Below are 19436 nucleotides of genomic sequence, written 5' to 3' on the forward strand. Positions count from 1 at the left end.
TTACCGAGTAGTAGGGTGACAGTGTGAACTCGAGCACCGAAACCCTGGAGTCGCCCGCGACTCCAGGGTCAAGCAAGACAGCAAAGATTCTGTTGGCCGTCGTCACGGTGATTGCCGTGGCGGCGCTCGCAGCGGCCGTGTTCTTCGGATACGGCTGGGGCACGGCGCTGTTGAGTGAGAAGCCCACCGCCGACACCCGCGATGCGGCGCTCACCGGCGCTCAGCAGGCTGCGGTCAACCTGAACACTGTGGATGCAGCCAACATCGACCAGTCGTTCGACAACATGAAGTCCTCGATCACCGGTGATCTGATGCTCAACGATCTGGAGCAGACCCGTTCGGGAATCACCGATCAGGTTCGTCAGTCCGGTGCCAAGAGCGAGGCCGAGGTGCTGCACGGCACCCTCACCGAGCTGAGCACCGACGAGAACACCGCAACGGCGCTCGTCGTCATCGCCACGACCACCACCTGGCCCGACCGGGTGGAGCGCAGCAAGCTGACCATGCGGATGGCCATGGAAGACGTAGACGGGGTGTGGAAGACCAACAAGGTCGATCCCATCGGTTCGCGGATCTCTCTCGACAACCCGAACACCAATCCCGTCATTCCGACGGAACCGGGTGGTCCCACCGACCCCAACGCGGTCGACCCCAGTACGGAAGCGACGCCGGCCCCCCAGCCGAACACCGGCGGCAACTGAGTTTGCCGGCAGCGCCGTCGTCCATCTGTACAGAAGTAAGCCTCGAAGGAGTTCTGCAGTGCCTCCCCAGCGTCGCAAGATCGTTCCCCCCACGACCACCAGCAAGGTACGTCGAAAGGTAGCCGGCACCGCCAAGCCGACGTCGGCCGAGACCGACGCACCGGCACCTGAGACAACGGCACCCGACACAACGGGACCCGAGACAGCGGCACCCGACACCACGGCTGCCGAGACAGCCGTCGGCACCACACCCGCGTCGGAAGAGCCCAGACTGGACAAGACAGATCCGGTCGAGACGGATACGGCCACGACAGCCCCGGCCACGACACAGCCAGCCGAGACGCAGCCCGTAGACACGCAGCAGGACAAGTCGCGCCCGTCCAGGGCCGGGCTGAAGAAACCGGTCGCGCCCACCTCGACCTCGACCGAGACGACCGAATCGCCGAAATCGGCGTCGGGTATCGGGTTCAAGCACGTGATCGCGGTCGCGGTCATCGCCGTGGTTCTCGGTGCTTTCGCAGCCGTCGCTGCATTCAAGCCGTTCGCGACGATCGACAACAAGGCGTGGGTGGATTCTTCGGCGACGCAAGAGGTGACGTCGGCAGCTACCGACGCTCTGCAGACCCTGTACACGTACAAGGCCGAGACGATCGATGCAGATTTCGATGCGGCGCGGGCGGTGCTCAATCAGTCGATGCTCGACGAGTTCAACTCCACCGCCGACACCACCAAATCTGCTGTGGTGCAAACCGATACCGGCACCGAGGCAATGGTCACCGATATCGGCGTCTCGCGACTCGAGGACGACAAGGCCGAACTGATCGCGAACGTCAACATCAGCGCGACTCAAAACGGCGTTGCCTCCGGCAGTGCGGAAGGCCCTCTGACAGTCAACATGGAGAAGATCGACGGCACCTGGAAGCTGTCGGCGATCGACGACCAGTAGACCCCGGCCGGTCGATACTTCGGCCCCGTCCGATGCAGCGTCAGCGCTGCTCGGACGGGGCTTTTCGTTGTTTTCACGGTCTCCGTCGGTGTCCCTGGCCAGGTCTACCATCGCGTTTGCGTCCTGGCTTGGGGCGAGCCCTGGTTGTTCGGGACAACCATTCGATGCTCGACGGCCAGGGATGGATCCGATGAAAACGGAGCATGCTGGTCATGACTGACACGACAATCGATGTATCTGTAGTACCCGAGCGGTCGGGTCGCTCGGGATTTGCGGGCAGCGTCAATCCCGAGTTGTACCGACTGCTGACTGCGCTGAATCTCGATCGCGAGTACGTCCGCGGCGACGGCACCGTGCTGTTCGATTCTGCGGGCCGTCGGTATCTGGACTTCGCGGGTGCCTACGGGGCGCTGCCGTTCGGGCACGGGCCGACGCCCATCTGGCAGGCCATCAACGATGTTCGGTGCAGCGGCGAGCCCATCTTCGTGCAGCCCTCGGTGCTCACCGCCGCAGGTGAACTGGCCGATCGTCTGGGGAGAATCGCACCCGAGGGATTGACGCGTACGACGTTCGTCAACAGTGGCACCGAAGCGACCGAGGTGGCGCTGAAGATCGCGCGGGCCCATACCGGCCGCCTCGGGGTGCTGACGACCGGGAACAGTTTTCACGGCAAGACGCTGGGGGCGCTGTCGGCGACAGGAAATATCAAGTACCAGAGTGGATTCGGGGCCCCGGTATCGGGATTCGACCACATCGCGTTCGGCGATGCAGAGGCACTCGACGCGGCTCTGGCGGCTGCGCCGGATCACTATGCGGTGTTCCTCGTCGAGCCGATTCAGGGTGAGGGCGGCGTGGTGTGCCCGCCCGACGGTTACTTGCGGCAGGTCCAGGAGATCTGCAACCGCCACGGTGTGTTGCTCGCGCTCGACGAGGTGCAGACGGGACTCGGCCGGACCGGCCGGATGTTCGCAGCCGAGCACGAGGGCGTGGTTCCCGACATTCTGACTCTCGCGAAAGCGCTCGGCGGCGGGATCGTGCCGGTGGGCGCGGTGCTGTGCCGCCCGGAGCTGGTGGGGGAGAGTTTCGCGCTTCGCCACACGTCGACGTTCGCGGGCAACGCGTTGGCCGCACGGGTCGGCCTGGCCGTGCTCGAGGAGTTGACCCGAGACGACTGCGCGGTGGTCACCGGAGCTGCCGCGCTCGGACGACAGCTGAAGAACGATCTGGCCGGCCTGGCCGAGAAGTACCCCTCAGTGGTCACCGAGGTACGTGGTCGCGGATTACTGCTGGGCATCGAACTCACCGCGGATGTGAACTTCGTCGGACGGCAGTCGCTGCTCGGTTCGATCGCGGATCAGCACAACCTGTCCGCGGTGATCTGCTCGTATCTGCTCAACGTCGAGGGCATTCGCGTGGCTCCGACTCTGTTCGGCAACAGGGTGATTCGTATCGAACCACCGTTGACGGTCTCGTCGTCGGCATGCTCGCGTCTGGTCGCTGCCCTCGATCGCGCGCTCGGCTACGCGGCCGAAGGGGACATGGACGGATTGTTCGGACATCTGCTCGGGCGTCCGACTGTCGCCACTCCCGCGGCGCTCACGGCATTGCGTCCTGGCCGTACTCCCGACATCGCGGTACGGCCGGGCGATCGACGCTTTGCCTTCATCGCCCATCCTCTCGATCTCGGCTTCTTCGCTGCGTTCGATCCTGCGCTCGAGGTGTTCGACAATGCCGAGAGACAGGACTTGCTGGAGCGATTCGCCGCGTCGACGTCCGAGCTCGATCCGGCCTCGTTCGTCATCGGCAGCGGGCGGGTGTCCGGATTCGGAGACGCAACTGCGCACGGCGACCTGATCGGGCTGCCGTACACCTCCCAGCAGTTGCTGCAGCTGCCGACCGATCGTGCGCTGGCAGTGGTGGGCGGAGCCGTCGAACTCGCGATCTCGCGCGGGGCGACCGTGGTCGGACTCGGCGGGTATTCGTCGGTAATCACCGGAAACGGGCTGGGTCTCGGTGCGACATCTCGGCCGATCACGACGGGCAACACCTTCACCGCGGCCGCGAGTCTGCGGGCCGTCCGACGTGTATGCCAGGAAAGGGGTATCGATGTCGCTCGCGCTCGGGTGACGATTCTCGGTGCGGGTGGGGCGATCGGACGGACCATCGGCAAGCAATTGGCCGGTGAGGTCGGCAGTATCGCGTTGGTGGGCAGGCGCGGCGAGAACTCGGTGATCGCGCCGAAGTTGTGGGCTGCGGCGCAGGAGATGGTGGCGAGTGCCGGTGCGGGTTCGGGTGACCTGGCGGTGGCTGCCGCCGAGGTCGACGGCGATCTCGACGATCTGATCCGTTCGCGTCACATCGAATTCTTCACCGATCCTGTTGCTGCTGTGCGGGATTCGTTGATCGTCATCGCGGCGACGTCGGCTCCGCAGTCGTTGATCGATCCGACGGACCTGATGCAGGGTGCCATCGTCTGCGACGTGGCGCAGCCACCGAACATCGGCCGGGACGTCCGCGGTGAACGGCCGGACGTGACGGTGTTCGACGGCGGGATCGTGCGGGTGCCGTCGGGCTCGGATTTCGGTTTGACGTACGGGTTGGCTCCGGGGCTGACGTACGCGTGCATGGCCGAGACGATGCTCATCGCGTTGTCGGGCGAATTCGCGCTCCGCAGCATCGGGACCACTCTGGACGGTGAGAATGTCGAACGGTTGGGTGCGCTGGCCGACGTTCACGGCTTCACGCTCGCCGAGGCCACCCGGTGGCGTCAGGACGCTCACTAGGTGACCGGGGCCGGAGGTCGCGAGAGCAGGTGGACCTCCGGTCCCGCCGCGCCGATGCGGGCGGTTCCCCATGGCACAAAGCCCATCGCCGTCCAGAATCCGAGGTTGCCCTCCTTGCAGATTCCGTACAGAGGTCGGCCCTCGCGATCGGTGCGCGCCTGCACGTGGGCCGACAGCGCAGCACCGACCCCGGATCGGTGCGTGGACGGTTCTACGCCGAGATAGACCCACAGCACAGCGTCGGGGGCGGGGGAGTTCTCGGTCAGGAGCCGATCCATCTCGATGCCGGCCCGGGTGCCGGAACCCATGGCCCACAACAGATGTGGACCGGACACCAGCTGTCGCCACCGCGGTGTCGCGGGCGCGTCGTGTGGATGCCACAGTGACACTCCGACGATGCGGCCGTTCTCGACGGCGAGGTCGGCCCCACCTGCGGGAATGTAGCGGTGGCGGATCAGTGCGGCCATCATGCGCCGCTGTTTGCTCGGGCGGCTGGACGCGTCCGGGAAGAAGTATTCACTGACCGGGTCGTCGTCCTGGAAGGCGCGTGCCATCATCGCGGACATTTCGGCGATGTCTGCTGTGGTGGCCGTTCGGATCTCAATGGGCACGGCTGGTCTCCTCTGCGGGCGAGTGCGGACGTGGTGTGGCCTGCGGTCGCTCAGGGGTGGGGCGCAGCCACCAGTTGGCGTTGCCCATCGACGCGACGAGCGCGGGCACCAGCATCATGCGCACGATAGTGGCGTCGATGACGAGACCGACGATGATGCCGATACCCACGAGCCGCATCATGGTGAGTTCGGACAGCGAGAAGAATGCGGTGACGGTGATGAGCAGTAGCGCGGCGGCCGTGACGACGCGTCCGGTGTGGGCGGCACCGATGCGGACGGCGTCCCGGGTGGTGGCTCCTGAATCGTGTGCTTCGACGATGCGGGAGAGCAGGAAGATCTCGTAGTCGGTCGACAGGCCGAACACCACGGCCATGATGAGGATGCTCATCGTCGACTGCAACGGCCCCGGGGTGACGCCGATCCACTCGGCACCGTGGCCGTCGACGAAGATCCAGGTGAGCACTCCGAAGGTGGCACCGAGGCTTATCGATGCCATCGCAATTGCCTTGACGCTGAGCACGATCGAGCGGAACGCCACCGTCGTCATCACGAACGTGGCGAGAACCATGATGGTCAGCATCCACGGAAGCGTCGCGTAGATGGCGTCCATGCCGTCCTGGCTCTGCGCGGTGCCGCCGCCCACGCGGAGTGTCGTCCCGGTCGGGGCCGGGATCGACCGGATGGAGTCCAGTGTCTCCAGGGCACCTGCCGTGCGATCGGGTGAGCTCATGATGGCGTCGACGACGGTCAGGTTGTCCACGGTTCCGCCGGGGACTGCTGCAACGACACCGAGCGACCCGTCGACCGCTCTGGTCACTTCGGCGACCGCTGCGGGACTCGGTGGGGAGTCGGTGTCGGATTCGACGAGGACGGTGACACCGGTGTTCGCGAGCGGGAATTCGGTGAACAGCTTCTCGGTGGCGATTTTCGCGGACGCGTCGGAGGGGAGGCCCGTGTGGTCGAGATCGCCCAACCGGGCACCGAGAATCGGCGCACTGAGCAGTGCAAGTATCGCGACAATGGCTACGACGACGAGGACCGGCCTGCGGATGACGCGGTCTGCGACCGTGCCCCAGAACCGTTGGGCGCGGGCGTCGCCTCGGTCGATCGCGCCTGTGCGCCAACTCCACGAGTCGATACGGTGTCCGAGGATCGCGAGCGCTGCGGGCAGCGCGGTCAGTGAGATGACGGCAGCAACGGCCACCGCGGCCATGCCGCCGAAGCCCAGAGATCGAATCATCGACTGCGGGAAGATCAGCATGCCCACGAACCCACATACGAGCAACAGGGCCGAGAACGCCACGGTGCGGCCCGCGGTGAACATCGTGCGGCGCACCGCATCTGCCGGGTCTCGGCCGTCGCGTAGTTCCTCGCGGAAACGCGTGATGACGAACAGGCTGTAGTCGACGGCCATCCCGAGTCCGACGAGCGAGGCGATATTGGTGGCGAACACCGATACTTCGGTGACCTCGTTCAGTGCACGCAGTACGGCGAGCGACGCCACGACGCTCATGCCGCCGATGACCAACGGCGTTGCAGCAGCGACGAGTCCGCCGAAGATCAACAGCAGCAGGACGAGCAGAATCGGGAACGTGATGGTCTCGGCCCGCACCAGATCCGCTCGCGCCTGCTCGTTGTAGGCGTCGGCGATGGCCGAGAAGCCGCCGAACTGCACGGTCGCGCCGTCGATCGTCAACTCCGCGCGCAGGTCCCGGTAGGTCTTGACGCGTCGGTCCTCGTCGCCGGTCAGCGTCAGGACCGCGAGTGCGGACCGGCCGTCGAACGATCGCAGACCCGACGCGAACGCGTCGGGCACGGTCCAGTAGGTGATGGGAGTGCGGGCGAGCAGTCCGTCGTCGATGTCGTCGAGGCGACCGAGAACGGTGTCGCCGATGTCGTCGATCGAGCGTCCGTCCGTCGGGGTGTAGACCACCGCGACGTCGGGAACCTTTCGGCCGAAACGCGATTCGACCAACGCGTCTACTTCGGCCGATTCACTGGCCGGGTCGGTGTACCCGCCCAGGCTCAGTTCGTCGACGACACCGATGCCCCACGCACCCGCGGCCAGCACGAGCGCGACCACGGTGACCAGTACCCACCGCGCACGTTCGACGACGAAGTCGACCGGGCCGGTGCCGGTGGTCACGACGCACCCGGGGCGCCGACGCCGTCGACGAAGGACGCCAGTGCGGTCAACGCGGCGTCGATCTGTGCGTGCGTGTGTTCGCTCGAGAGGAAGAACCGGAGCCGTTCCTGGCCCACCGGTACCGAGGGATAGGTGATGGCGTTGACGTTGATGCCCTGGTGCAACAGTGCGACGCAGGCCAGTACGGTTCGTTGGGTGTCGCCGATGACGATCGGCAGAATGGACGTGCCCTCGGCGGTCCCGGTGTCGAACCCGTGAGAGCGTGCGCGGGTGAACGCATAGCGGCCGTTCTCGCGCAGGCGTTCGACACGGTGCGGTTCGGCGGTGAGCACGTTCAGCGCCATATTCGCCGCTGCCACTGCGGACGGCGCGGGTCCGGCGGTGAACATGCTCAATCCCGGTGCGGAGTACTTGAATCCGCGGATCAGCTCGCGGGAGCCGGCCAGGAACCCGCCGACGCTGCCGAGGGCCTTGGACATGGTTCCCATCCACACGTCGACGGCGTCGCCGGGCAGGTCGTAGAGTTCGCGGATGCCGAGGCCGCGCTGACCCAGTACGCCGAACGCGTGTGCTTCGTCGACCATCACGGCGCAGTCGTAACGCCGGGCCACGGCGATCAACTCGGGGAGTAGGGCGACGTCGCCGTCCATGCTGTAGTGGCTTTCGAGAATCACCATTGCGCGTGCGAAACTGCCGCGCGACATCTTCAGTATCGCCTCGAGCGCATCGGGGTCGTTGTGACGGAACAACACTCGTCGACACCCTGCCCATTCGGTTCCCGAGACGATGCTGCTGTGGACCAGGGTGTCGCACACTGCCAGGTCACCTTTGCCCAGCAGATAGCCGACCGCGGCGGCGTTGGTGAGGTACCCGCTTGCGGTGATCACCGTGTCGTCGACGTCGTAGGTGCGGGCGAGCGCCGACTCGAACTCCTCGTAGAGCGGAATCTGACCGCTCACGATGCGGCTGCCGGACACCGAGGTTCCGTAACGATCGATCGCGTCCTTGGCTGCGTCCATCACGCGCCGGTCCGAGCTCAGGCCCAGGTAGTTGAAGCTGCCGAAATTGATCATGTCGCAGTCGAGCTGTCGGATGGTTGCTCCGGCCGTGCCGTCGTGCGGCAGGTACAGCGGGTTGGGCACACCGAGTTCCGCGAACATCCGGTCGACTCCGTCGAATTGCGCGGTGGTCGCCGCGACGTCGGGATGGTCGGCCAGAGACCCGCTTCGCTGCCCCTTACCGTGCCCGGCGACGGCAGGTTCGGCGGCTGTGGGTCCACGGCCGATCGACTCGGGGCCGGTGTCCACGTTCACCGTGGAGTACCCGCCGCGGGCGAGCAGCCTGCGAGCGATCTCTCGTGAATCGACGCTCATGGTGCGACCGCTTCCAGAGGTGCGGACGGGGGCACGGTGGATGCGGCGTTACCCGCGGCGGCATTCCTGGTGATGCTCGCAGCGAGTTTCGCTCCGATCGCGGCAAGGCCTTGACCACGCCCGAACTCGAGCACCGACATTTCGAGACCCACGGATTTGCCGACCCGAGCGGCGAATTCGACTGCCATCAGTGAGTCGAGGCCCAGTTCCGGTAACGGTGTCGAGGTGTCGACTGCATCCGGATCGATGCCCATGACGGCAGCGAGCTGCTCGGCCAGAACGAACGTCAGCACGTCCGCGCGTTGGTCCTCGGGCAGCGCGAGTATTTCGGCGTGCAGTGCGGTGACGCCCGACCCGCCGGTGCTCGCTGCGGCGATGTGCGCTGCGAAGCGTGGGATGTGCGCGGACGCGGGGTTGGCGATACCCCATTGTTCCCAGTCGATTCCGACGACGGCCACGTGCGGAAGGTCCAGCGTCAGGCATTCGCCCAGATAGCGGGCTGCTGCGTCCATGTCGACATTGCGGAAGCCGAGCATGTCGAGGTATCGCACCACCTCCTCGGCAGTTTCCGCCATGCCTCCTCCGCTCATCGCGCCCCAACTGACCGTCAATGCCGACTTACCGCGGGCACGCCGGGACCAGGCGAGTGCATCGAGCACGGAGTTCGCGGCGGAATAGGACACCTGCGGGGTGCCACCGCTGAGGCTGCTCATCGAGGAGAACAGGACGAAGATCGCAGGATCGATTCCGGCGACGTCGAGTGCGCGATCGAGATTCAGTGCGCCGGTTACTTTGGGCGCGAACACTTCTCGAACGGACTGTTCGGTGATGTTCGCAACCGGCAGGTTGTCCACCACCCCGGCGGTGTGGAACACCCCGCCGAGCGGGGCGTCGGCGACGGTGCGTCCGATCAGTTCGGCCACTGCGTCGTAGTGCGAGATGTCCACGCGTTCGGCGACCACTCGTACTCCGGCTGCCTCGAACGCGGCGACTCCCGCGATGGCGGTCTCGGTGGTTGCTCCGCTGCGCCCGACGAGTACGAGGTGTCGTGCGCCCTCGGCGACGAGCCAGCGCGCGATCGCCATTCCGAACGCGCCGAATCCGCCGGTGACGATGTAGGCGGCCGTGGGATCGATGCGTACGGTCGGGACCTCGGGCCGGACCGAGGGCATGTCGTCGTCGAAGGACAGTACGACGCGGCCGGTGTGAGTGGAGCGCACGACAGCGTCGAACGCGTCGGCGACGCGAGCGAGTGGGTACGTCGTGTACGGCAGTGGTGTGTACGTGCGGTCCACCAACCCCGCGATGACGGCCTCGGTGACCTGCCGCGCCAGAGCCGGCTTGAACTCGAACATTCGGTCCATGTCGACGGCGAAGAAGGTGAGATTGCGATCGAACGGGGCGAGGTCCAGTACGCCGCCGAAGTAGATGTCGGCTTTCCCCAGCTCGACGATGCGGCCGAATTCTGCTGCCACATGCAGGTTCTGGGCCATGATCTCACCCGGCGAGGAGTTGTAGACGACGTCGACGCCTCGTCCGTCGGTCAGCACACGAATGTCGTCGGCGAAGTTCAGTGATCTGGACGCGAGCACGTGGTGAGCGCCGGCCTCGGTTGCGACTGCCCGCCGCTCCTCGGTGCCTGCGGTCGCGATCACCACTGCTCCGAGTCCGCGGGCGACCTGGATTGCGGCCAATCCCAATCCGCCCGCGGCACCGTGGATCAGGACGGTCTCGCCGGGTCGAACTCGGGCGAGATCGAGTAGGCCGAATCGCGCGCACATCAGCGGCAGGATCGACGAGCACCACCCGAACTCCCAGTCGGACGGTACCTTCGCCGAGCCCCCTTCGTCGGCGTCGAGGGTGACGAAGCGCGCCATGATGTTTCGTGAGCACAAACCGATGTGATCGCCCGGTGCGATGCCGTCCACATCCGGTCCGACGCGAGTCACGACACCGAGTCCGCCGAGCCCGAGTGTCGTGCCGAAGTAGGTACCCGCGAGTTCGCGCTCGGTCAGCACTCCCATGACCTTGAGCGGATCCTTGTAGTTGATGTCGATTGCGCGGACCTGAACCTCGATCTGGCCGGGGCCGGGCTCCATGCGCTCTGTCGCGCGAAAAGCGATATCGGACAACATCTTCGATGCCGGAGCCTCGATCGCGAAGGATGCCTCCCGGTCCAGTAGCGGGGCGGGTGTATCCCGTAGCGCCAGGTGGTCACGCAAATTGCTGCGCAGCCTCACCGCCCATCGAGAACCCTGGCGCAGAGCCACCTCGTCGGCATCGTCGCCTGCGTAGGGTCCGAACGCGATCGTCTCGGTCACCACCTGCTCGACGTCGGTGTCGGCTTCGGTGTCCACCAGACGCCACGCGGCAGGGGATTGTTCGTTGCGCAGTGACCGTCGGGCACCGACGAGGCCGGAGTGGGTCAGGTGCGCGCCGGCGGGATCGCCCGGCATGCAGAAGGCCTTCTCGGTCACGATCACCGCGGTGACGGACCCCGGCTCGGACGCCGGCCCGTTCGAGTCGCCGTACAGCGCGTTCTGCACGGTGCGTGCGATGGTGGTCAGGGCGTGCACGGCCGACGCCGGGTCTGCGAACTCGCCGGCGACGGCGACGACGGTGGCGCGGTCGACACCGTCGGCCTCGAGACCGGTACGCAGGATTCTGGTCAGGTCGGTGGCGTCGAAGGTGTTCTGCGCCAACACCACCGATGTTCGGCGGGCACGGGCGATGGCCTCGGCGCGCGTGTGTGCTCGGCTGTCGGCTGCGGCGTCGCCCAGCACGACGACCAGAGCGAAGTCGCGATCTGTGTCGGCTGCGGGCATCGGAGCATCGCGGTTGTCCCGCAATTCCCACACCGGTTCGTAGAACAACCGGTCCAGTTCGGTGTGCAGCGACTGCGGCGGCGCAATCGGTTTGAACTCGACGCCGCCCAACGCGACCGCGGCCCGGCCCTCGTCGTCGGTCACGGTGATGTCGGCTCGCATCGGGTCGGTTCCCGTGCGCCGCACCACGACGACGGCATGGTCGGGAACCGGTCCGTACCTGCGGACGGACGCGATGGTGGCCGGAACCACTGCGCCGCTGCGGTCCCCGGCGGCAGCCGACGAACCCAGCGCTGTTCCAGCCAGTGCGGCTGTGCCGGCCAGTGCAGCGACGCATTGCAGCGCGGTGTCCAGTACCGCGGGATGCACCAGGTGACGGGAGCCGGAGTGACGGCCGGCGTCGATGACGGCGACGACTGTGTCGGTGTCGATTCGGGCGGAGACGATGCCCTGGAAGGCCGGTCCGTAGTGCAACCCGGCCGCGGCGAGCAGCGGATACAGCGCGTCTCCGGTGATCTCGACGGCGGCGTCGGAGATCTCAGCGGCGACGAACGGGGCGTCGAATCGCCCCTCCACGAGGCGGCCCGTGGCGTTGACGGTCCATTGGGTGTCGGCCGCCGACCGCGAGCGCAGCACGAATCTTCTCGTCGAGTCCTCCACCGAGATCTGCAGAACGGGAACGTCGTCGGCGTCGATCACCAGCGGGGCGACGAACTCCACGTTCTCGGCTGCGGCCTCGGGATGTCCGGTCCGCGCGGCCGCGGCGCTCAGTGCGGCGTCGAGGTATGCGGTACCGGGTAGCAGCACGAGACCGTCGACGACGTGGTCGCGTAGCCACGGAAGTTGGGCAACGGCCAGTTCGACGCTCCAGTGGGAACCGGCCTCGTCCGAACGTTCGCCGAGCAGGGGGTAGGTGTCGGGGGCACCGAACCTGTCGAGAATCGAGGATTCGGGCTCGGACCAGCAGCGTGTGCGTTGCCACGGGTATGCGGGCAGCTCCACGTGCGGCGATACGGCTGCAGAGCCGTCGAAGGAGCCGCTCGCGTACAGACCCTGGATTGCGGCCGTCAGGCTCGATCGGTCGTCCGCCCCACGGACCAACGTTCCGATCGACGTTCCGGTCTCGCCGGCTCGGATCAGGATTTCCCTGATGTTGCCCGAGAGCACCGGATGGGGGCCGACTTCGAGGAAGACGCGGTGGCCGTCGGCGACGAGAGCGGCCATCGTGTCGGCGAAACGCACCGGGCGTCGAACGTTGTCGCACCAGTAGCTCGAGTTCCATTCTGCGCCGGTGACGCGTTCTGCCGTGACCGTCGAGTACAGCGCGAGGCCAGGGACCTGTGCATCGATGGTGTGCAGGGCCGAATCGATCTGCGCCAGAATGGGATCCATGAGGTGGCTGTGGTACGGCACCTCGACGTGCAGCATCTTGGCAAAAACTCCGCTGCCGGTGAGTGTCTCGGCGAACGCTGCCAAGACTGTCGTGTCGCCTGCCAACGTGACCGCGGTCGGGCTGTTGATCGCGGCCACCGAGATCTCCGCGGACACGCCGTGCTCCTGGATCCGGGCCATGGCATCGTTCTCGGACAACCCGACGGCCAGCATGCCGCCGGAGCCTGCTGTGGTGGCCTGCAATCGGGCGCGGTGGTAGCTGACGAGCAGGGCGTCGTGCAGGCTCAGTGCTCCGCTGATGTAGGCGGCGCTGACCTCGCCGACGCTGTGTCCGACGACCGTGGTCGGTGCTATCCCGAGGGAGCCGAGCTCGGCGACGAGAGCGACCTGGACGAGGAAGTTCGCCGGTTGCGCGATCGAGGTATCGGTGACCCGGGATACGTCCTCGTCCCGGGTCAGTTCCTCGATGATCGACCAACCGGCGATGTCGACGAACGCAGCATCGACGAGCCGTGCGACACGGGCGAATTCGCCGTCCGCGAGCAGCAGTTCGCGGGCCATGGCCCACCACTGCGGGCCCATGCCGCTGAAGACGAACACCGGTGCCGCGCTGTGGCCGACGACGGTGTGGGCGGTCGACCCACTGCCGCCCGCGAACGAGACCAGGGCGCCGAGCAAGTCGTCGGCATCGGTGTAGGGGAGTGCGGCCCGGACGGGGTGGTGGGCTCGACGCGACCACGCGGCCGAGGTGAGCGCAGGTAGTTCGTCCGCGCGGCCGGAATCGATCAGATCCTGCACCGTGGTTCCGAATGCCGCGGCGGACGCACGTGCGGCCGTGTCGGTCCGTCCGGAGACGGGGAACAGCCGAAGTTCGACGGTGTCGTTCGCAGGTCCGGTGGCCGGCGCGTCGAGCTGGGCCGGTGCCGCAGACATCACGACGTGTGCGTTGGTACCGCCGTATCCGAAGCCGTTGATGGCCACGTACGGGTCTGCATCGGAGAAGGGTTCCGCGGTCACCGGAATGCGAATGTTCAGCTCGTCGAACGGGATTGCCGGATTGAGCGTGTGCAGCCACGCCTGCGGCACGATGGTCCGGTGGTGCAGCGTCAGCGCCGATTTGATGAGGCCGGCGATGCCCGCGGCCGCTTCGGTATGCCCGATCGCGGCTTTGATGGACCCGACCACCAGCGGGCTTTCGCGTCCGTCGACCACGCCGTAAGCTCCGCCGATCGCCTCGAGTTCGAGTGGGTCTCCCACCGCGGTTCCCGTGCCGTGCGCTTCGACGTAGCCGACCCGTCCGGGTTCGATACCTGCTTCCGCGCACACTCGGGTGGCGAGTGCATGTTGCGAGACGGGATTGGGGACGGGAATGGCGATGGTGCGCCCGTCCTGGTTCACGCCGGAACCTCGAATCACCGAATAGATCCGGTCCCCGTCCGCGATCGCATCCGCCAGGGGGCGGAGCAGCACCATGCCCGCGCCTTCGCCGCGGCCGTATCCGTCGGCGGCGGCGTCGAAGGACTTCGATCGGCCGTCGAACGAGAGAAACCTGCCCTTGCACATCGAGACGAACGTTTCGGGGCGGAACATCGCATTGGCTCCGCCGACCAGGGCCATGGTGCATTCGCCGCGCTCGAGTGCGCGGACGGCCTGGTGGACGGCGACGAGGGACGACGAGCATGCGGTGTCGATCGTCATGGACGGTCCGACGAGATCGAGCGCGAACGAGATGCGGTTGGAGAGCAACGTATGCGAGGAACTGGTGGCGCTGTGCGAATTGATCTGGGCGCGTGCGGAACTGGATGCGCGCAGCCCGGCCGAATCGTTGGTGAATCCGCCGACGAACACTCCGATCGGTTGCCCGCTGACCCGGCCTGCGTGCCCGGCGTCGTCGAGCGCTTCCCAGGCGACTTCGAGTAGGAGACGTTGCTGAGGGTCGGTCACCGAGGCCTCGCGAGGCGACATTCCGAAGAATTCGGGGTCGAAGTCCCACAGCGACTGGGTCAGGAATCCGCCGCGTCGGGTGTAGGCGCGCCCCGGCGCGTCGGGATTGGGGTCGTAGAAGCGATCGGCGTTCCACCGATCCGCTGGTACGTCGACGATGCCGTCGCCCTTGTCGAGCATGAACTTCCAGAAGCTGGGGCCATCGTGTACCCCGCCTGGGAATCTGCATCCGATTCCGACCACTGCCACCGCGACCATGCTGTCCCCCCGAGAGACAAAGAGTTATGTTGTGCGAATGCGTTTGTTGCGCAAAAGAAAAGACGCGCGTCGACGAATCGAACCCCCTCGTCGACGACCCCCGTTGCGACAAAGTGAATACAATCAGACCGCGGGCCGGATTTCCATAGCAACCGAGGGGTTGCGTCGATCGGGTCGGTCTGCATGGTCGATCACGACTCGACCGTTGTCGTTGCAAATGAAATGCGTGTTCCACCAATATCTTTCGTGATTGTCGCGAAGGATCTGACAGCTCACGCGGGAATCGCGGTCCGCAACTGGGCTCGGGTCGCAGTCGCCGGAGCCCCGATCCAACGAATGTCGATCAGCAGATCCCTCGGTAGCGATTCGTCCGGGTCGCCGCGATCGGCGGGATCAACGGCTGAAGCGAACGGCTGGAGTGAACTGCAGGGGTGATCAGCTTCCGTGTCGGTCGGGAGGACCGGCAGACTCGCGTCTGTGCCAGTCGTCACAACGGTCGCCTCGGGCCGGGTCGATGCGTCGGTTTCTCGCGGACCTCTTGACGAAGGGAGGCGCAAGGTTCACTCTTGTCGTCAGGAGCACCCCCTTGCGGTATCGGGCGCACACCTGTTCGAGGCGGCGTGGCGACACGCTTTCCTCGACTCGGTGCGAGAACGGACCTCGGGTGTTACTTTTGATGCCCCCGTTGCGCCTTGCGCACATTTGGGGTATCTTTGGACGTTGCGCTGGCTGCCTCCTGTCCACCTCTCGATCGCTGTTACCCGAAAGCACGTTTTCGGGCCGCTGTGATGGGGATTCGGTCTGGTTGCGACCAGCCGAAATTCGCCCCACATATAGCAAACAGATACAGCGGCGGTCGCCATGTCGTTTCGGTTGACAGAACGGCGCGACCCGCGTGAGGTGCTGGAAGGACGCATCTTGGCAGTCTCTAGCCAGACCAAGGCAGTTGTCGGAACACCGGGAGCCCCGAGGAGGGTTTCGTTCGCGAACATTCGCGAGCCGTTGGAGGTACCCGGTCTCCTCGATGTACAGACGGACTCGTTCGAGTGGCTGGTAGGTGCGCAGAGTTGGCGCGACCGTGCCGCCGCCCGTGGAGACAGCGGTGTCTCCGGCGGACTCGAGGACATCCTGACCGAGCTCTCTCCGATCGAGGACTTCTCGGGCTCGATGTCGCTCTCCTTCTCCGACCCACGATTCGACGAGGTCAAGGCCTCGACCGATGAGTGCAAGGACAAGGACATGACGTACGCGGCTCCGCTGTTCGTCACCGCCGAGTTCATCAACAACAACACCGGCGAGATCAAGAGCCAGACGGTCTTCATGGGTGATTTCCCGATGATGACCGACAAGGGCACCTTCATCATCAACGGCACCGAGCGCGTCGTCGTCTCGCAGCTGGTGCGTTCTCCGGGCGTCTACTTCGATCACTCGATCGACAAGACCACCGAGAAGGACCTGCACAGCGTCAAGGTCATCCCCGGCCGCGGTGCTTGGCTCGAGTTCGACGTCGACAAGCGCGACACCGTCGGTGTCCGTATCGACCGCAAGCGTCGTCAGCCCGTCACGGTGCTGCTGAAGGCTCTCGGCTGGTCCACCGAGCAGATCACGGAGCGCTTCGGCTTCTCCGAGATCCTCATGGCCACGCTGGAGAAGGACAACACCGCCGGTACCGACGAGGCTCTCCTCGACATCTACCGCAAGCTGCGTCCGGGCGAGCCGCCGACCAAGGAGTCGGCGCAGACCCTGCTGGAGAACCTGTTCTTCAAGGACAAGCGCTACGACCTCGCTCGCGTGGGTCGCTACAAGATCAACAAGAAGCTCGGCCTCAACTCGGGTCAGCCCATCGTGGCGTCGACCCTCACCGAGGAAGACATCGTCGCGACCATCGAGTACCTCGTGCGTCTGCACGCAGGTGAGACCTCGATGACCGCACCCGACGGCGTCGAGGTTCCGGTCGAGGTCGACGACATCGACCACTTCGGCAACCGTCGTCTGCGCACCGTTGGCGAGCTCATCCAGAACCAGATCCGCGTGGGCCTGTCCCGCATGGAGCGCGTCGTGCGCGAACGTATGACGACTCAGGACGTCGAGGCGATCACGCCGCAGACCCTGATCAACATCCGTCCCGTCGTCGCTGCGATCAAGGAGTTCTTCGGAACCTCCCAGCTCTCGCAGTTCATGGACCAGAACAACCCGCTGTCGGGTCTGACGCACAAGCGTCGCCTGTCGGCACTGGGACCCGGCGGTCTCTCTCGTGAGCGCGCCGGCCTCGAGGTCCGCGACGTGCACCCCTCGCACTACGGCCGCATGTGCCCCATCGAGACCCCGGAAGGCCCGAACATCGGCCTGATCGGTTCGCTCTCGGTGTACGCACGCGTCAACCCGTTCGGCTTCATCGAGACCCCGTACCGCAAGGTCGTCGACGGCAAGGTCACCGACGAGGTCGACTACCTGACCGCCGACGAGGAGGATCGCCACACGCTCGCGCAGGCGAACTCCCCGGTCGACGATTCGGGTCACTTCATCGAGGACAAGATTCTCGTCCGTCGTAAGGGTGGAGAGGTCGAGTTCGTCTCGTCCGACGACATCGATTACATGGACGTCTCGCCTCGTCAGATGGTGTCGGTCGCTACCGCGATGATTCCGTTCCTCGAGCACGACGATGCCAACCGTGCCCTGATGGGCGCGAACATGCAGCGTCAGGCTGTCCCGCTGGTCCGCAGCGAGGCTCCGATCGTCGGTACCGGCATGGAGCTGCGTGCCGCTGTCGACGCCGGTGACGTCGTCATCACCGAGAAGACCGGTGTCGTCGAAGAGGTCTCCGCCGACTACGTCACGGTCATGGCCGACGACGGATCGCGCAAGACCTACCGGATGCGCAAGTTCGCGCGCTCCAACCAGGGCACCTGCGCCAACCAGCGTCCGATCGTGGACGAGGGACAGCGCGTCGAGTCCGGCCAGGTCCTCGCCGACGGCCCCTGCACCGAGAACGGTGAGATGGCACTCGGCAAGAACCTGCTGCTGGCGATCATGCCGTGGGAGGGCCACAACTACGAGGACGCGATCATCCTGTCGCAGCGCCTCGTGGAAGAGGACGTTCTCACCTCGATCCACATCGAGGAGCACGAGATCGATGCTCGCGACACCAAGCTCGGTGCCGAAGAGATCACTCGCGACATCCCGAACGTCTCCGACGAGGTCCTCGCAGACCTCGACGAGCGCGGCATCATCCGTATCGGTGCCGAGGTTCGTGACGGCGACGTGCTGGTCGGAAAGGTCACGCCGAAGGGCGAGACCGAGCTGACCCCCGAAGAGCGCCTGCTGCGCGCCATCTTCGGTGAGAAGGCTCGCGAAGTTCGCGACACCTCGCTCAAGGTTCCGCACGGCGAGAACGGAAAGGTCATCGGCATCCGCGTCTTCTCGCGCGACGACGACGACGATCTGCCTCCCGGCGTGAACGAGCTGGTCCGCGTCTACGTGGCTCAGAAGCGCAAGATCCAGGACGGCGACAAGCTCGCCGGCCGCCACGGCAACAAGGGCGTCATCGGCAAGATCCTCCCGCAGGAGGACATGCCGTTCCTGCCCGACGGCACCCCGATCGACATCATCCTCAACACCCACGGTGTTCCGCGTCGTATGAACATCGGTCAGGTCCTCGAAACCCACCTGGGTTGGATCGGCAAGACCGGTTGGAACGTGCAGATCGCCGCGGACGGCAGCAAGCCCGATTGGGCCGAGCGTCTGCCCGAGGAGATGCTGGCGGCTCCGGCCGACAGCAACATCGCCACCCCGGTGTTCGACGGTGCCAAGGAGAATCAGCTCGCCGGCCTGCTGGAGAGCACAATTCCCAACCGCGACGGCGAGCAGATGGTCGGATCCGACGGAAAGGCCACGTTGTTCGACGGCCGCTCCGGCGAGCCGTTCCCGTACCCGGTGTCGGTGGGCTACATGTACATCATCAAGCTGCACCACTTGGTCGACGACAAGATCCACGCTCGTTCGACCGGGCCGTACTCGATGATCACGCAGCAGCCCCTCGGTGGTAAGGCCCAGTTCGGTGGACAGCGCTTCGGTGAGATGGAGTGCTGGGCCATGCAGGCCTACGGTGCCGCGTACACGCTGCAGGAGCTTCTCACCATCAAGTCGGACGACGTTGTCGGCCGTGTGAAGGTGTACGAGGCGATCGTCAAGGGCGAGAACATTCCCGAGCCCGGTATCCCCGAGTCCTTCAAGGTGCTCCTCAAGGAGCTCCAGTCGCTGTGCCTCAACGTGGAGGTGCTGTCCTCGGACGGCGCTGCCATCACGATGGCCGACGGTGACGACGAAGACCTCGAGCGTGCCGCAGCCAACCTGGGAATCAACCTCTCCCGCAACGAAGCTGCCACGGTCGACGACCTCGCACAGTAGTTCTGTGGTCCGGTGGCCTGCAGCGATGCAGGCCCACCGGGCGATATTTC

8 protein-coding genes are annotated in these 19436 nt (G+C 65.7%); 4 read left to right on the forward strand and 4 right to left on the reverse strand.

Annotated features, from left to right (window positions below):
• Positions 1–23: 23 nt before the first annotated feature.
• The 3 genes from RFA01S_RS19175 to RFA01S_RS19185 all read left to right on the forward strand — a co-directional run bounded on the left by RFA01S_RS19175 (position 24) and on the right by RFA01S_RS19185 (position 4430).
• Positions 24–701, forward strand: a complete 678-nt coding sequence (locus RFA01S_RS19175; RefSeq protein WP_032365277.1) for a hypothetical protein — start codon at positions 24–26, stop codon at positions 699–701.
• A 58-nt stretch (positions 702–759) separates the two neighbouring features.
• Positions 760–1647: a hypothetical protein gene (locus RFA01S_RS19180; RefSeq protein ID WP_032407340.1), complete on the forward strand. Its 888-nt coding sequence runs from the start codon at positions 760–762 to the stop codon at positions 1645–1647.
• A gap of 212 nt (positions 1648–1859) precedes the next feature.
• Positions 1860–4430 (forward strand): aminotransferase class III-fold pyridoxal phosphate-dependent enzyme, encoded by a 2571-nt coding sequence (locus RFA01S_RS19185; RefSeq protein ID WP_032407468.1) that lies wholly within the window; start codon positions 1860–1862, stop codon positions 4428–4430.
• On the opposite strand, the gene RFA01S_RS19190 is transcribed toward RFA01S_RS19185, so the two are convergent.
• Genes RFA01S_RS19190 through RFA01S_RS19205 form a run of 4 tightly spaced genes read right to left on the reverse strand, consistent with a single transcriptional unit; the run spans position 4427 to position 14979 of the window.
• Positions 4427–5041: a GNAT family N-acetyltransferase gene (locus RFA01S_RS19190; protein WP_032386234.1), complete on the reverse strand. Its 615-nt coding sequence runs from the start codon at positions 5039–5041 to the stop codon at positions 4427–4429. The two genes, RFA01S_RS19185 and RFA01S_RS19190, sit on opposite strands and share 4 nt — an antisense overlap.
• On the reverse strand, positions 5031–7187 hold the full coding sequence (locus RFA01S_RS19195; RefSeq protein WP_072692141.1) for an MMPL family transporter: 2157 nt from the start codon (positions 7185–7187) through the stop codon (positions 5031–5033). The genes RFA01S_RS19190 and RFA01S_RS19195 overlap by 11 nt, the downstream gene beginning before the upstream one ends.
• Entirely contained in the window at positions 7184–8560 is a 1377-nt protein-coding gene (locus RFA01S_RS19200) for an aminotransferase class I/II-fold pyridoxal phosphate-dependent enzyme (RefSeq protein ID WP_032407339.1), read from the reverse strand. Before RFA01S_RS19200 ends, RFA01S_RS19195 begins: the two co-directional genes overlap by 4 nt.
• The gene (locus RFA01S_RS19205) at positions 8557–14979 is read right to left on the reverse strand and encodes a type I polyketide synthase (protein WP_072692142.1); all 6423 of its coding nucleotides are present in this window, start codon (positions 14977–14979) and stop codon (positions 8557–8559) included. Before RFA01S_RS19205 ends, RFA01S_RS19200 begins: the two co-directional genes overlap by 4 nt.
• A gap of 900 nt (positions 14980–15879) precedes the next feature.
• On the opposite strand from RFA01S_RS19205, the gene rpoB reads away from it, so the two are divergent.
• Positions 15880–19386: a DNA-directed RNA polymerase subunit beta gene (gene rpoB / locus RFA01S_RS19215; protein WP_032365281.1), complete on the forward strand. Its 3507-nt coding sequence runs from the start codon at positions 15880–15882 to the stop codon at positions 19384–19386.
• Positions 19387–19436 lie beyond the last annotated feature (50 nt).

The organism is Rhodococcoides fascians NBRC 12155 = LMG 3623, from assembly GCF_001894785.1.
In the GTDB taxonomy this organism is placed as follows: Bacteria; Actinomycetota; Actinomycetes; order Mycobacteriales; family Mycobacteriaceae; genus Rhodococcoides; species Rhodococcoides fascians.